Origin of the sequence: Saccharomonospora marina XMU15 (assembly GCF_000244955.1) — a bacterium.
GTDB classification, from domain to species: Bacteria; Actinomycetota; Actinomycetes; order Mycobacteriales; family Pseudonocardiaceae; genus Saccharomonospora_A; species Saccharomonospora_A marina.
The window spans coordinates 3,845,587-3,860,731 of the sequence record NZ_CM001439.1 but is presented as its reverse complement, the minus strand read 5'-3'; the positions used below and the strand labels follow the sequence as shown (position 1 = coordinate 3,860,731).

The window sequence follows — 15,145 nt, the reverse complement described above, 5'->3', positions numbered from 1 at the left end:
GCGCAGGTTTCACCCGCTCAGACCCGGCACGTTCAGCGGCGCCGCATCGCTCCAGCCTGGCACGGTGCGCTCGGTCAGGTGCGGCCGGGCCCGGGCAGCGGTGCGTGGCTGCCACCGGTACAGCCGCGCGGGCTCCCGGGCCGGCTCGCCTCGCAAGTACACCGGGACCCGCTGCTGTCGTGACAGCAACCGCGCCGCGGCGAACGGCCCGCCGTGCACCGGGGAGTAGGCCACCTCACCGGCGTCGTTTCCCTGCTGGGTGGTCAATCGCCAGCCGGGCAGTTCGGTGCCTCCTTCGGTCATGGCCGCGTGCCGGACACAGGGGAAGAAGAAGGCGACCGGCCAGTCCACCACCGCGCTGCTGCCCGGCGGTAGTAGCGAGTTCATCGGCGACAGCTCGGGGCTGCGTGGCACGCTCACCGCCAACGGTTCGCCGCCCGCGGCGACGTCGAGCCGCACCCGGGCCGCGCCGCCGGGCGCCATGACCCGGACGTCGACGGTGTCGCCACGTTCGGTGCTCACCGGTGCGGCGACCTCGGTCTCGGTGCTCGTGCCCGGCCCGGCGAACCGCGCGGTGATTCGCCCCGCTCGCCCGTTGGTGGTGACCACCACGGGCAGGTCGCCGTCGCGTTGGGCCTGGCTGAGCCGGAACCATCCGGTTCGAAACGCCGGCCCGGTTCCGTCCCCGGTCGGTTCCGCGGGTGCCGCCAGCCACCCCGGCAGCACGGCACCACCGACGGCGAGCTCGGGCCGGTCCGTGGCGGTCGGGCCCGCGCCCGCGGCGGGTAGCGCGCCCCTCCGTGGGTCGGCCTCCACCGCGAGCGCGTCGGCGAGGCCGCAGCTGTCGCCCTGTGCCGCGGCGAGGTTGTCGGAGGCCATGGTGTAGCTGTCGGCTCGCGCGAGGCCGGCCTTGCCGAAGGAGTAGAAGCTCAGCCCGACCGTCGCCACCATCAGCAGGGCGGTGAGCAGCGCGGGACTCGGCAGCCGTGACGATCCCGGAAGTGCCCGCCTGCCGCCGCTTCGCCGCCACGCCGCGACGATCGCGAGCGCCACGGTGAGGGTGCCGCCCATAGTGAGTGCCAGCGTGGCCAGTTCGACGCCACCGAGTTGCGGGGTGATCGTGCCCCATGTCACGCCGTCGTTGGACAGGTAGGGCCATTCGTTGCGGCCCGCCAGTACGAGTGAGCCGACGACCGTGGTGACCGCCAGCCCGGCGAGCAACTCCGCGGTGTGCCAGTTCCTCGACCGTGACCAGGTGTGGCAGGCCACCACGAGCACCGCTGCTCCGATGCCCGCCAGCGCACCGAAATGCTGTGTCCACTTCGTCGGGGTGAACGTCATCGTCGCCAGCGCGACGGTGAACGTGGCCGTCAGCCGGATCGCGACCGGGCGCGACAGCCCTGGCAGCTGCCTCGCCCGCCGCCGCGACAGTGTCCACATCAGCGCTGCCACCCCGGTCAGCGTGAGCAGCACCGCGGCCCTGCGCGGCAATGAGCCTTCGAACGAGTCGAATCCGAGCAGGTGCGCGTAGCGCTGCGGCTCCTGGTACCAGGGCAGATCACCGCCGATGAGGGTGCGGACCCGGACCGCCTCGACAACGGCGGCCAGTCCCTGATCGGCGAACATCGGCAGCGCCGCGACCCCGAGCGCGGCCAGCGGCACCACCACCCGTGCCGTCACGCTCAGGTCGGTGCGGGTCCTGAGCAACCGAAACAGCGGCACCGCTGCGCAGCCGAGCGGGGCGAGCGCCATGATCCCGCCGGGCGTGACCGCCGCGGTGACCGGGGCGAGCGCGACGGCCAGCGCGAGCGGTCGGATCGTCCATGTGGCGATGGCCCGTTCGACCAGGTAGAAGACCGCCAGGGTGCCCACCGCCACCCAGGGTTCGGGCCGCAGCCCCAGGTTGAACGGCAGCCACCACACCAGCAGCGCCGTGGCCGCCAGCCACGGCACCCACCGCTGGCCACCGAACCGGCCGAGCCGTGGCAGCAGCAGTCGCGACAGCAGCCACCAACTCGACAGCAGCAGCAGCGTGGACGGCACCCGTAGCCACAACGCTTCCACCGACACCTGCGACCACAGCCGGTAGGGCTCGTAGATCCAGCTGAACGGGGCTTCCGGCGCGTTCAGCCAGCGGTAGGCGTTGCCGAGGAAGCCGCTGTGCTCACTGCCACGCACGATCCCGGCGATGTAGCCGTCGTCCACGGTGACTGGCCCGATGAACTGCCACACCACGGCCAGCGCCGCCACCACGCCGTCCACAGCGCGAGGACGCCACCACCCTCGGCGCGAACCCGTGCGGGAGTGGCCCCGGTGGGCGCGGTCGAGCCTGCCAACGGCGGCGAGCATCGCGCCCAGAGCCAGCAGGCAGGCGATGCCGAGAGCCAGCTTCGCGGAACTCGGCGCGGTCTGGAAGCGGGTGTCCGCGACAAGGTCCAGTCGCAAACCATCCACTGTGGACGAATCGGTGAAAGCTCCGGAGACGGCGGGGCGAACGTCGGCGTCGACGCGGGCGACGATGTTGCCGTCCTTGCGCAGTTCGGTGCGCCGATGATCCGAGTGCACCTGCCAGGTGCACTCGCCGGCCGCGGGCACGGCCTGTTGCGCTATTCGGGTGCCGTAGCTGCTGATCCGCAGCATGCCGTCGTCCTCGACCACCCGGAGTCCGGGCAGCGGCGCGGCCGCTGGGTCAACCCTGGGTGGTGTGGTGGACAGCACCACGTGCGGTCCCGGGCCGGACGCACTCGCCGCAGCCACGGCAGCGCACGAGAACGTCGCCTCCAGTGTCAGCGGTTGGTAGGGCAGCAGCGGCATGGCCGTCGCGGTGTCCGCCGACCCTGGTTCCGGCCAGTGGTAGCGCGCGGTTTGCTGTTCCACGGGCGCGAGCGGGAACGCCAGCGCGCACAGTCCGGCAACCAGGCCGAGTAGGGTCGCTAGCCGACTCCGGCGGCGTGCGCTCGCCGAACGCGGGACCGAGCCGGTTTCCACCCGAACGGGCGTGGAATGCAGGGAGAGCACCGGCGCAGGCTAGTGCGTGCCGGGCGGCAATTCAGCCGAGCCGCGGCCCGTCGCCACAACTCCTTTTGCTCACGGCACAAGTTCACTCGAGTTCGTTACACATCCCTCACTCGAAAGAGTAGAGCTTGCCGGATGGCCGCTTCGCAAGTAGCAGCCGCTTCGGTGTTGTGGTCGACTTCGGTTTCGTCGGTGCCGCGCTCGCCGAACCGTTCGAGCCGACCGTTTCCACAACGACCACCACAGCGACGAATCACAGCGACCACCGCAGCAACGAATCACGGGGACCAAGCCGCATGCTCGAAGAGAAGGAAACCGCGCTCGCCACCACGGAGATCACGCAGATCACGGAGGGCGAGACGACGCGTGCCGACATCGTGCAGCGCACCTTCTTCGCCGGTCCCACCGCCGATACACCGCCGGACATGTACTGCCGCGTGGAACGCGGATCGGCCGCCAGGGAACGGGATCTGCTCACTATCGCCGCCTTCTCCGTGGTGTCCACCAACACCTACTTCGGACGATTCTCGGCCAGCTACTGGCAGCGCTGGACCACGGCCGACGAGGTCGTGGTGACGGCGCTGGTGCAGGGCGGCGGAACCATCTCGATCTGCGCGGGAGACACCGAGGGCGACAGCCGCATCGTGTCCACCACCCGGGTGTCCTCCGCGACCTGGGAACTGGTGCGGCTGCGCGCCGACGTCGACAGGTTCCTCGACGGGGGAGCGCTGTGGCTGCGAGCGCAGACCACCGACGACCGGCTGGCGATCTCGCACGTTCGCTGGTCCACCAGCAGCGTGCCACGTCGCGACCGGCGCAGCACGGTGGTGATCTGCACGCACAACCGGGCCGACTACTGCGTCGAGACGCTGCGGGCGCTGTCCGCCGACGCGGAGACACTCGACCACATCGACGCGGTCTACGTCGTCGACCAGGGCGATGACCCGGTGGAAGCGCACGCCCGGTTTCCCGTTGTGCAGGGCGAACTCGGCAGCAAGCTGCGTTACCTGCGGCAGGGCAACCTCGGCGGAGCGGGCGGATTCACCAGGGGGATGTACGAAACCATCGCGGTCGAGCGGACCCGCGAGACACATGTGCTGTTCATGGACGACGACATCCGGTTGGAGCCGGACACGCTGATCAGGGTCACCAAGTTCGCCAACCACACCGTCCAACCGGTGATCGTCGGCGGTCAGATGTTGTGCGCTCTGCATCCTGACCAGCTGTACGCCGACGCCGAGGGAATCGAGCCCAACGCCATCAGGGCCGGGGTACCTGCGACCGAGGAACTCGTGCGCGCGAGCATGATCGAGTACAACCAGGACAGGTACGTCGATCCTGCGTACAACGCGTGGTGGTGCTGCCTGGTGCCGCCCGAGGTCGTCGATTCCATCGGGCTGCCGCTGCCGCTGTTCTTCCAGTGGGACGACGTCGAGTACGGGCTGCGTGCCCGCGCGGCGGGCTTTCGCACCGTCACGCTGCCCGGCGCCGCCGTGTGGCACAGCGATTTCCACTGGCGCGCGTGGGACGACTGGAGCCGCTACTTCCATTTCCGCAACGGGCTGATCGTCACGTCGTTGCACACCGACTTCGACGTACCCGCTGTCACCAGGTTCCTGTTCCGGGAACTGCTGCACTACCTGATCTCGATGCGCTACGGCCTGGCCGCCACGATGATCAAAGCGGTCGAGGACTTCCTACGCGGACCGCAGGTGCTTTCCGACGGCGGCGTCGAGGTCGCTGCCGAGATCCGCAAGCTGCGCGCCGAGTATCCCGAGACGGTGAGCCAACCGGTTCCGGAGATGCCCGGTCTGCCGTCGAACACCATCGCGATGACCAAGGCAGCAGGCACCCCGTCCAGGCCCTACGCCGTGGCGGCCAAGCGGCTGGCGAGCCAGCTGGCGAACCGCCCCAGAGCGGCCGGGTTCGTCTCGGCGGAGGACGGCAAGTGGTGGCACGTGTCGCTGCTGCGCACGGCGATCGTGACAGACCCCTCCCAGGAGGGGGTGCGGGTGTACCGGCTGGACCGCGAACTGATGCTGCGGCTGGCGCGGCGCGGCATGCGGGTGCTGTGGCGGTTTCGCACCCACGCAAGGCAGGCACAGCGGCAGTACCGCATCGCCGCGGCCGACCTGTCCAGCTTCCAGACCTGGAAGCGGCTGTTCAGGACCCGTTGAACCCGACCTCACCCGGTTGTCCCCATCAGGTGAAACAAGGAGCGATCGTGCTCGAACAGATCCGGCACTCTCTGCGCGGGAAACTAATCCGCGTCGTGGAAGACGCATTCGGACCGCGATACGAGGCCTCGCTGAACCACGCGGTCGACCGCGTCGTATCCGCGATACAGGAGGCCGAACACCGCTCGCGCCGTGACCTCGAGGTGGCTGCCGACAAGGAGGCCGTGGCCAGCAGCGCAAGGTTCGCTCTTGAGCAGATGCCGACCGCACCGGTCTTCCATCATCCACAGGCGACGCTGGAACACGCACTGGAACTCGCTCCCGGCTCGGGGTTGGCACTGGAGTTCGGCGTCCACACCGGACAAACACTTGAGATCATCAGCAAGGCCAGGGAAGGGCAGCTCGTCTTCGGATTCGACTCCTTCCTCGGCCTGCCGCAGGACTGGCGGACACACTTTCCCGAGGGCACCTTCCACCTGGACTCGATACCGGAGGTGCCGGGTGCGCGACTGGTGGCGGGCTGGTTCGAGGAGACCCTGCCGCGATTCCTCGCGGAGCACGACGAGCCGGTGGATTTCGTGCACGTGGACAGCGACCTGTACTCATCGGCACGCACCGTGCTCGAACACGTCGGGCCCCGGCTCTATCCGGGCAGCGTGCTGGTTTTCGACGAGTACTTCAACTACCCGGGCTGGCAGCGACACGAGCACAAGGCGTGGCTGGAGTTCGTCGCCGCATCCGGCGTCGGGTTCCGCTACGAGGCCTACACGGCGAACAACGAACAGGTGGTGGTCAGCATCACCGATGTGCCGGGTCAGAAGCCGGACGGGTCGAGCGAGTAGACGTAGCGGGAACCGGGGTACTCGGTGAGGCTCCACAGTTGCCCTTGTGGCCCCCGGTAGGACAGGTCCTCGGGGCCGACCGGCTGCGCATCCGAGTGTTGGACCGGTCCTTCGCTCGCCGTGAACGTGTACACCGAGCCACGGGCGCTTGGACCCGCGCTCGCCGACACGAAGAACTCGTCGCCGATCGCGGTGGCGCCCTGCATGCTCTTGATGTCGACCCGGTAGGCCTCACTGCCGTGCGTGAGGCCGTCCTGCGATTCCTTGAACTTTCGGTCGGTGTAGTCGATCGGGAAGCGAACGACCCGGGTGCCGGTGCCGTCGGCGCCGTACTCGCAGACTATGACGCTGTCGGGGGAACTGGTGCGGTCCAGTGAGGCCGCCGAGAACCGCAACCGCGACGCGCCACCCTCGGTGGAGGCGGTGAATCGCTGCGCCTGTGGCAACACGTAGCGGTAGTTGAACGCGTGGTAGGTGCCGTCGGCCTGCCTGCCGACCTTGGTCTTGTCGCCCGTCGACACCCGCCAGAGGCGCCGGAGGTCGAAAGCGCGGAAGCCGCCCCAGGTGTCGGCCACGTAGAGGTAGTGGTCGTAGGCGAAGATCCCGCCCGCGTGCACGGTGACCGGGCGGAAGTCGGGACGACCCGAGGAGTTGGTGTAGGGCTGCACCAGCAGGACGTGCCGGTACCTGGGTGCGGCAGGGTTCTCGTAGTCCACGAAGGACACCCGAACACCCTTGTCGGTACCCGCCCCCTTGTAGTACCAGCTGACGAACAGCGCGGTACGGCCTTCGTAGCTGCCGCTGCCGTACGCGTCGGCTGTGGAGCTGATGCCCTGCGGGTACCAGTCGTTCGTGGTGTTGTCGCCCGGTTCCCAGCAGAAGGCCGCCACCTGATGGGCGGCGGCGGGGTCGCAGCCGCTGGTGGTGGCGAAGCGGTTGGCACTGTCGAGCACGGTGGGCACCGACGCGGCAGGCAACATCTCGTCCAGCGCGGAGATCGCGCCATTGTAGGGCCCCTCCTCGAGCCGGAAGTCGCTCGCCGTGATGGCCGTCGGGTCGGCCCGCGTGGTGGGGGCCGCGAGCGTGGTCGCCGCGACGGTGGTGGACGCGGTGAGCGCGAGCAGGGCGAGCCGCAGTCCTCGACTTGGCATGCGTCCACGCTAGGGTGCGGCGATGTCAGGAACAATCGACCATTGAGACGACCCGGTCAACAGTTCACGATCGAGCCAGCAGCGAGCCGAGTTCGCGCAGGTGCGCGGTGGCGCCGCCGAGCAGGAACTCGTGCCGCTTGGCCGCAACGAAGTAGCGGTGCACCGGGTGCTCGACGTCGATGCCGACACCGCCGTGGACGTGCACCGCGGTGTGGGCGACGCGGTGCCCCGCCTGCGCCGCCCAGTACTTGGCCGTGGCGACCTCCTGCTCGACCGTGGCCGTCTCCTCGGCGGTCGCGGTGTGCTGGCCGGATTCGGTTTCGGACAGTCGCCATGCCGCCTGCCACAGCGTCAGCCGCACCGCCTCCACGTCGATGTGCGCGTCGGCCAGCCGGTGCCGCACGGCCTGGAACGAGCCGATCGGCTTGCCGAACTGGACCCGCTCGGCCGCGTAGGCGGCGGTGAGCTCCAGCGCGCGCTCCAGCACACCCAACTGCAGCGCGCACACGCCGACGGTGCCACGCAGCCGGAGCCGTTCGGCCGCGCGCGCCTCCAGCACGGCGCTGACCGGGGTTCGGTTCGCCTCGACCAGCGCTGCGTCGGCGTGGTCCACCGACCGCTGCGGTGAAACCGCCAGACCCTCCGCGCCGGTCTCGACGAGCGCGACCAGTTCACCGTCGGCGCAGCGGGCAGGGACGAGCAGCCCGTCGGCGAACGCGGCGTGGGGCACCGCGGTCTGTGCTCCGGACAGCTGCCAGGTCGCCCCGTCGCGTTGCGCGGTGAAACCCGTGGGCCAACCGGTGTCGGGCAGCGCGACGGCGAGCACCCGCTCGCCTCGCAGCACCGGCACCAGCCAGCGTTCGAGTACCTCGCCGTGCCCGAACTCGGCGAGAGCGGAGGCCGCCATGGTGATGGTCGGCAGATAGGGGACGGGCGCGACCGCCCTGCCGAGTTCGATGAGGACGGAGCACTGTTCCAGCAGGCCGAAACCGCCGCCGCCGACCGAGGAAGGCAGCGCGGCGTCGAGGATTCCCGCCCTGGCCAGCTTCGTCCACAGTTCGGCGTCGAAGCCGCCTTCGCCGTGCGGCCCGAGCGATTCGGGGGTGACGCTGTCGGTGACGATGCGCCGGGTGAGGCCTGCGAGATCTCGCTGTGCCTGCGTGAGGGAGAAGTCCATTGCGAACCCCTTGCCGGTGGTTGTGACGAGTGGGCTGGTCAGCGGCTGACGGGCAGGCCGAGGCTGGTCGCGGCGACGATGTCGCGCTGCACCTCGTTCGTGCCGCCACCGAAGGTCAGGATGAGCGCGGAACGGTGGGCACGCTCGATCCGGCCGCGCAGTACCGCGCCCGGCGAGCCCTCACGCACCACGGCGGCGGCGCCGAGTACCTCCATGAGCAGCCGGTAGGCCTCCGTGGCCAGTTCGGTGCCGAACACCTTGGTGCCGGAGGCATCGCCGGGTGACAGTTCGCTCTTCTCGGCGGCCCACGCGATCTTGAGGTTGCGCAGGTTCAGGTACTCCGCGTGCGCGTGCACCCTCGCGAGGTGGATGCGTACCCATTCGGCGTCCAGCACCCTGCTGCCGTCGGGCTGTTCGGTCTCGCGCGCCCAGTCGATCACCTCACGCAGGGCCGCACGCAGCGGTGCCGCCGACGTGAGCGCCACCCGCTCGTGGTTGAGCTGGTTGGTGATCAGCGGCCAGCCCGCGTTCTCCTCCGCGATCCGCGCGGAAACCGGTACCCGCACGTCGGAGTAGTAGGTCGCGCTGGTGCCGGGGCCCGCGACGGTGTTCACCTTCGTCCAGGAGAAGCCCTCCGCGTCCGTGGGGACCACGAGGATGCTCAGCCCCTTGTGTCTGGGGGCGTCGGGATCGGTGCGGGCGGCCAGCCAGACGTAGTCGGCGTACTCGATCAGGCTGGTCCACATCTTCTGCCCGTTGACGACGTAGCAGTCGCCGTCGCGTACCGCCCGGGTGCGCAGCGACGCCAGGTCTGTGCCGGCCTCCGGCTCGGAATAGCCGATCGAGAAGTGCAACTCGCCCGCGGCGATCCTGGGAAGGTAGAACGCCTTCTGCTCCTCGGTGCCGAACCGCATGATCGTGGGCCCGACGGTGTTGATCGTCAGGAACGGCACGGGCACCCCCGCGACGGCGGCCTCGTCGGTGAACACCAGCTGGTCCAGCATCGAGCCGTCCTGCCCGCCGTACTCCTTCGGCCAGCCCAGCGCCAGCCAGCCTGCCCGGCCCAACTCGCGCACGATCTCCTTGTAGACCGTGCCGTCGCCGTACTCGCCGCCCGGTCCCGCGAGCGCCTCCCTGCGGGTGTCGGTCATCAGTTCGGCGAAGTAGGCGCGCAGTTCCTCCCGCAGCCGCCGTTGTCCCGGTGCGTCGCTGATCCGCATCTGACCCTCCCGCTCGTGCGTTGGACGTGGTGCCGGGCTTGCCGCCGGGTGCCGCCGCGATAGTGTAGAACAAGTTCTATTTCGTGAGGAGGCCGATATGCGGATCGAGGTCAACAGGGACCTGTGTGAGGCCAACGAGGTGTGCATCGGCATCGCGCCAGCCGTCTTCGAACTCGATGACGACGAGGAGCTGCGGGTCATCCAGCAGGAGGTGCCCGCCGCGGAGGTGGAGCGCGTGTCGCGGGCGGTGGCGTCGTGCCCGAAGAACGCCCTCGTCGTCCGTGACTGATCTCGCTTCGGGCGGTATTGCTCGCTGGCGATAACGAGTTCTATCGTCCGGCCATGGTGCGGGCCAGCGAGGTGGCCCGCCACGAACCTTTGGACGGCGGTCGCGGTGGCCCGGCGGCATTCGGCATGCCCGGTGACGGCGATCCCGCGTGTGGAAGGCGGTTGAGGCGGCGCATGAGCACCAGTCTTGAAGGAACCTGCGCGATCGTGACCGGAGCGGGCGCGGGCCTCGGTCGCGCGGAGGCGCTGGCACTGGCCGCGGCGGGAGCGTCGGTGGTGGTCAACGATGTCTCCGCCGACGCGGGCGGCGTCGTCGACGAGATCGAGGCCATGGGTGGCAAGGCCCTGCTTGTCACCGGGGACGTGTCGCAGCGCGCCACCGCCGACGCGCTGCTGACCTCGGCCGTCGAGCACTTCGGCGGACCCCAGATCGTGGTGAACAACGCCGGTATCGTGCGCGACCGCATGCTGTTCTCGATGTCCGACGAGGACTGGGACAGCGTCGTAGGGGTGCACCTGCGCGGGCACTTCCTGCTGTGCCGTGGCGTGGCGGCGCACTGGAGGCAGCAGTCCAAGGCCGAGGGCGCGCCGGTGTACGGCCGTATCGTCAACACCGCTTCCGAGGCATTCCTCGTCGGACCGCCCGGCCAACCCAACTACGCGGCCGCGAAGGCGGGCATCGCCGCGCTGACCGTCTCGGCGGCGCGCGGACTGGCGCGCTACGGGGTGCGGGCCAACGCCATCTGTCCCCGCGCCCGCACGGCGATGACAGCGGCCGTGTTCGGTGCCGCCCCCGACGAGGGCGTCGATCCGTTGTCGGTCGACCACGTCGCGCCACTGGTGGCGTTCCTCGCCTCACCCGCGGCCGCCGACATCAACGGACAGGTGTTCGTGGTGCACGGCGGGATGGTGGCGTTGCTGAAGCCACCGGAGGTGGAGCGCCGGTTCGACACCGAGAGCGCCACCTTCACCCCCGAGGAACTGGCGAGCACCGTGGGCGCCTACTTCGCCGACCGCGACCCCGAGCGCATGTTCGCGGCGAACGAGATCCTGTCGCTGCCGTGACGCGCCGAGGTTCCCGCACCGCCTCAGTGGCGCGGGAACCTCGCCGGTAACCTTCCCGCGTGTCTGTCAACAACGACGAGCCCGCTACGCGAGGGGGGCCCGTTCCGGACAGCCCGGCCAAGGCGGTCGTCGTACCGCCACGACCGGACCTGATCGAACCGGTCCCGCTGACGACGCTGGTCGCACGCGCCGACGCCCGCCTCATCGCCGACCAGGGCGTTGACGACGTCACCCTCACCGGTGCCACGCTGCGCGCCCAGCACGTCCTGCCGGGCGACCTGTTCGCCGCCCTACCCGGTGCCAGGGCTCACGGCGCCGACTTCGCGGCGGCGGCGATCGCGGCAGGCGCGGCGGCCGTGCTCACCGACCCTGACGGCGCGGAACGGCCCGCGTTGCGTGACGCCGGTGTGCCGGTTGTCGTGCACACCGACCCCAGGGGCGTGCTCGGCTCGGTCGCGGCCTGGATCTACGGCGAGCCCTCGCTGCAGCTGTCGGTACTGGGCATCACCGGCACCTCCGGCAAGACCACCACGACCTACCTCGTCGAGTCGGGCCTGCGTGCCGCCGGCCTGCACACCGGGCTCATCGGCACGGTCGAGACCCGCATCGGTGGCGAACGAATGCCGAGCGCGTTCACCACCCCGGAGGCTCCGGACCTGCAGGCGTTGCTGGCGGTCATGGTCGAGCGCGGGGTCACCCACGTCCCGATGGAGGTCTCCAGCCACGCGCTGGCGCTGGGCAGGGTGAACGGCACGCGCTTCACCGTCGGCGCCTTCACCAACCTGTCGCAGGACCATCTCGACTTTCACCGCGACATGGACGACTACTTCTCGGCCAAGTCGCTGCTGTTCGACGGCCGCTCCACCAGCGAGGTCGTCGTCGTCGACAGTGCGTGGGGGCAGGCGCTGGTCACGCCGCGGACGGTCACCGTGTCGACCGAACCGGGCACCGACGCGAGCTGGCGAGCCAGCGACATCGCGATGACCGACACCGGCGAGCAGTCCTTCGTCCTGTGGGGCCCCGACGGCCGCACGGCGACCGCGACCCTGCCGCTTCCGGGTGAGTTCAACGTGGCCAACGCGGTGCTCGCCGCCGCGATCCTGGACACCGTCGGCGTCTCGCTGGACGACATCGTTGCCGGACTGGCCACGGTGGAGGTTCCCGGCCGGATGGAGCGGGTGTATCTGGGGCAGCCGTTCACCGCGGTGGTGGACTACGCGCACAAACCGGCCGCCGTCACCCAGGCGCTGCAGGCGCTGCGCGCCCGCACCCGGGGACGCATCATCACCGTGTTGGGCTGCGGAGGCGACCGCGACACGGCCAAACGGCCGATGATGGGTGAGGCGGCGGTCCGAGGCAGCGACCTGGTGATCGTCACCGACGACAACCCGCGCAGCGAGGACCCGGCCGCGATCCGGGACGCGATGCTCGCGGGCGCGCGCACCGTCAGCCCGGCACAGGGCGGGGAGGTGCTCGAGATCGCCGACCGGCGGGAGGCCATCGCCGCCGCGGTCGCGCGCGCGGGCGAGGGCGATGTGGTGCTCGTCGCGGGCAAGGGACACGAGACAGGCCAGGAGATCGGGGGCGTCGTGCACCCGTTCTCCGACCGGGACGAGCTGGAGGCGGCCATCCGAGACAGGCTCGAGGTGGGTGTGTGATCGCGCTGACCCTCGCCGAGATCGCCGAGATCGTCGGCGGCAGGCTGCACCGTACCGACGGCGGCGAGCGGGTCACCGGCTCGGTGGAGTTCGACTCCCGCAGGCTCACCGCGGGCGGGCTGTTCGTCGCGCTGCCCGGCGAACGGGTGGACGGTCACGACTTCGCCGCGAAGGCCGTGGCCGGTGGCGCGGCGGGCGTACTGGCCGCCCGTGAGGTGGCGGCCCCGGCCGTGATCGTGCCGCCGCTACCGCCTGGAAAGGCGCACGAACGCTCCGTGGCGCTGGTGGCCGACAGCGACGGGTCGGGGGCCGCCGTGCTCGCGGCGCTGGCCAAGCTGGCCCGGTACGTGGTCGACACCCTCTCGCGCGACGGCCTCACCGTCGTCGGCGTCACCGGATCGTCGGGCAAGACGTCCACGAAGGACCTCATCGCGCAGCTGCTCGAACCGCTCGGACCCACCGTCGCGCCGCCGGGGTCTTTCAACAACGAACTCGGTCACCCGTGGACGGCGTTGCGCGCCGACACCGAGACCCGGCACCTGGTGCTGGAACTGTCCGCCCGAGGCCCCGGCCACATCGCCGAACTGGCGGCGGTGGCACCGCCGCGCATCGGAGCCGTGCTCAACGTCGGCAGCGCCCATGTCGGCGAGTTCGGCTCACGCGAGGGCATCGCCCGCACCAAGGGTGAACTCGTCGAGGCACTTCCGCAGGACGGGGTGGCGGTGCTGAACCTGGACGATCCGCTGGTCGCGGCCATGGCCGAGCGTACGAAGGCGCGGATCGTCGGTGTCGGCGAGAGCCGGGAGGCGACCGTGCGAGCCGAGGACGTGCGGCTGGACGAGCACGCCCGCGCCTCGTTCCGGCTGGTGGCCCCGCAGGGCGAGGCCGACGTGAGGCTGTCGCTGGTTGGCGAGCACCACGTCGGCAACGCGCTCGCCGCCGCGGCCGTCGCGCTGGAGCTGGGTTCCCCGGTCGCCGACGTCGCCGGACACCTGTCCGGCGCGCAGCGGCGCTCGCAGCGCCGGATGGAGGTGGCCACCCGCGCCGACGGACTGACCGTGCTCAACGACTCCTACAACGCCAACCCCGAGTCCATGCGTGCCGCGCTGAAGACGCTCGCCTCGATGACCTCGGGCGCAGGGGCGCGGAGACGATCATGGGCGGTCCTCGGTGTCATGGGCGAACTGGGTGCCGATAGCGTGTCCGCGCACGACGAGATCGGGCGGCTCGCCGTCCGGCTCAACATCAGCAGGCTTGTCGTGGTCGGTGAGCAGGCAGCCGCCATGCACCACGGAGCGAGCCACGAGGGTTCTTGGGGAGAGGAGTCGGTCCTGGTGCCCGACACCGACGCCGCGATCGCTTTGCTGCGCGAGCAGTTGCGGCCCGACGACGTGGTCCTGGTCAAGGCCTCCAAGGTCGCCGAATTGTGGCGAGTGGCCGACGCGCTGCTCGGGGAGGGCACGGCGTGATCAGCATCATGATCGCGGCCTCCATGGGGCTGCTCGTCTCGATCCTGCTCACCCCGTACCTGATCCGGTTCTTCTCCAAGCAGGGTTTCGGCCAGGAGATCAGGGAAGAGGGGCCGGAAGGGCACAGGTCCAAGCGTGGCACGCCGACCATGGGCGGTGTCGCGATCATCGCCGCGATGGTGGTGGCCTACTTCACCGCCCACTTCGCGGACTGGCTGCGCGACTCGACCAACGACGGCCCGACGGCCTCCGGGCTGCTCGTACTGTTCCTCGCCGTCGGGCTGGGCATCGTCGGCTTCCTCGACGACTTCATCAAGATTCGCAAGCAGCGCAACCTCGGACTCAACAAGACCGCCAAGCTCGTCGGCCAGTTGCTGGTGGCCGTGGCCTTCGCGGTGCTGGCGCTGCAGTTCGCCGACGCCAACGGGCTGACGCCGGCCTCACAGAACCTGTCCTACGTGCGCGACCTCGCGCTCATCTTCTTCCCCGTCCCGGTGTTCATCCTTTTCACCTACCTGTTGATCTCGGCGTGGTCGAACGCGGTGAACTTCACCGATGGCCTCGACGGACTCGCGGGCGGCGCGGGAGCGATGGTGCTGGCGACCTACGTGGTCATCTCCTTCTGGCAGGCGCGGTTGAGCTGCGTGGAGGCATACCAGCCCGCCTGCTACAACGTGCGTGACCCGCTCGACCTCGCCGTGGTGGCGGCCGCGGCCACCGGTGCCTGCGTCGGCTTCCTGTGGTGGAACGCCGCACCCGCGAAGATCTTCATGGGCGACACCGGCTCGCTGGCGCTGGGCGGGCTCGTCGCGGGCCTGTCCATGACGACCCGCACCGAGTTGCTCGCCATCGTGATCGGCGGCCTCTTCGTCGTCGAGATGATCTCGGTGGTGCTGCAGATCGCGGTGTTTCGCACGACGCGGCGCAGGCTGTTCCGGATGGCACCGTTTCACCACCACTTCGAGTTGGCAGGGTGGGCCGAGACCACGGTGATCATCAGGTTCTGGCTGCTGGCCGCGATCTGCTGCATGTTCGGGATCGGCCTGTTCTACAGCGAGCAACTCGGACTCGGGGGCGGGTGAG

11 protein-coding genes are annotated in these 15,145 nt (G+C 70.0%); 7 read left to right on the top strand and 4 right to left on the bottom strand.

Features of this window, described 5'->3' with window-relative positions; all coding sequences use genetic code 11:
* Positions 1-9: 9 nt before the first annotated feature.
* A complete protein-coding gene (locus SACMADRAFT_RS18225; RefSeq protein WP_050998165.1) occupies positions 10-2,877 on the bottom strand; it encodes an arabinosyltransferase domain-containing protein in 2,868 nt (955 codons plus the stop codon).
* Between the two features lie 434 nt (positions 2,878-3,311).
* On the opposite strand from SACMADRAFT_RS18225, the gene SACMADRAFT_RS18220 reads away from it, so the two are divergent.
* Entirely contained in the window at positions 3,312-5,192 is a 1,881-nt protein-coding gene (locus tag SACMADRAFT_RS18220; RefSeq protein ID WP_009155305.1) for a glycosyltransferase, read from the top strand.
* A 47-nt stretch (positions 5,193-5,239) separates the two neighbouring features.
* Positions 5,240-6,034, top strand: a complete 795-nt coding sequence (locus tag SACMADRAFT_RS18215; RefSeq protein WP_009155304.1) for a class I SAM-dependent methyltransferase — start codon at positions 5,240-5,242, stop codon at positions 6,032-6,034.
* Here SACMADRAFT_RS18215 and SACMADRAFT_RS18210 read toward each other — a convergent pair.
* The 3 genes from SACMADRAFT_RS18210 to SACMADRAFT_RS18200 all read right to left on the bottom strand — a co-directional run bounded on the left by SACMADRAFT_RS18210 (position 6,007) and on the right by SACMADRAFT_RS18200 (position 9,582).
* Positions 6,007-7,185, bottom strand: coding sequence for an LVIVD repeat-containing protein (locus SACMADRAFT_RS18210; RefSeq protein ID WP_009155303.1), 1,179 nt, complete (start codon positions 7,183-7,185; stop codon positions 6,007-6,009). The genes SACMADRAFT_RS18215 and SACMADRAFT_RS18210 overlap by 28 nt on opposite strands.
* Before the next feature lie 64 nt (positions 7,186-7,249).
* Positions 7,250-8,362, bottom strand: coding sequence for an acyl-CoA dehydrogenase family protein (locus tag SACMADRAFT_RS18205; RefSeq protein WP_009155302.1), 1,113 nt, complete (start codon positions 8,360-8,362; stop codon positions 7,250-7,252).
* A 38-nt stretch (positions 8,363-8,400) separates the two neighbouring features.
* On the bottom strand, positions 8,401-9,582 hold the full coding sequence (locus SACMADRAFT_RS18200; protein WP_009155301.1) for an acyl-CoA dehydrogenase family protein: 1,182 nt from the start codon (positions 9,580-9,582) through the stop codon (positions 8,401-8,403).
* Between the two features lie 97 nt (positions 9,583-9,679).
* Here SACMADRAFT_RS18200 and SACMADRAFT_RS18195 point away from each other — a divergent pair, with 97 nt between their 5' ends.
* The 5 genes from SACMADRAFT_RS18195 to mraY all read left to right on the top strand — a co-directional run bounded on the left by SACMADRAFT_RS18195 (position 9,680) and on the right by mraY (position 15,144).
* The gene (locus tag SACMADRAFT_RS18195; RefSeq protein ID WP_009155300.1) at positions 9,680-9,871 is read left to right on the top strand and encodes a ferredoxin; all 192 of its coding nucleotides are present in this window, start codon (positions 9,680-9,682) and stop codon (positions 9,869-9,871) included.
* A 173-nt stretch (positions 9,872-10,044) separates the two neighbouring features.
* Positions 10,045-10,935, top strand: a complete 891-nt coding sequence (locus SACMADRAFT_RS18190) for a 3-oxoacyl-ACP reductase (protein WP_009155299.1) — start codon at positions 10,045-10,047, stop codon at positions 10,933-10,935.
* A 59-nt stretch (positions 10,936-10,994) separates the two neighbouring features.
* Complete coding sequence (locus SACMADRAFT_RS18185; RefSeq protein WP_009155298.1) at positions 10,995-12,593, top strand: UDP-N-acetylmuramoyl-L-alanyl-D-glutamate--2,6-diaminopimelate ligase; 1,599 nt, start codon at positions 10,995-10,997, stop codon at positions 12,591-12,593.
* Positions 12,590-14,062 carry a UDP-N-acetylmuramoyl-tripeptide--D-alanyl-D-alanine ligase gene (locus tag SACMADRAFT_RS18180; RefSeq protein WP_009155297.1) on the top strand — a complete coding sequence of 491 codons (1,473 nt, stop codon included), beginning with the start codon at positions 12,590-12,592 and terminating at the stop codon, positions 14,060-14,062. Before SACMADRAFT_RS18185 ends, SACMADRAFT_RS18180 begins: the two co-directional genes overlap by 4 nt.
* Positions 14,059-15,144 (top strand): phospho-N-acetylmuramoyl-pentapeptide-transferase, encoded by a 1,086-nt coding sequence (gene mraY, locus SACMADRAFT_RS18175; RefSeq protein WP_009155296.1) that lies wholly within the window; start codon positions 14,059-14,061, stop codon positions 15,142-15,144. Before SACMADRAFT_RS18180 ends, mraY begins: the two co-directional genes overlap by 4 nt.
* Position 15,145 lies beyond the last annotated feature (1 nt).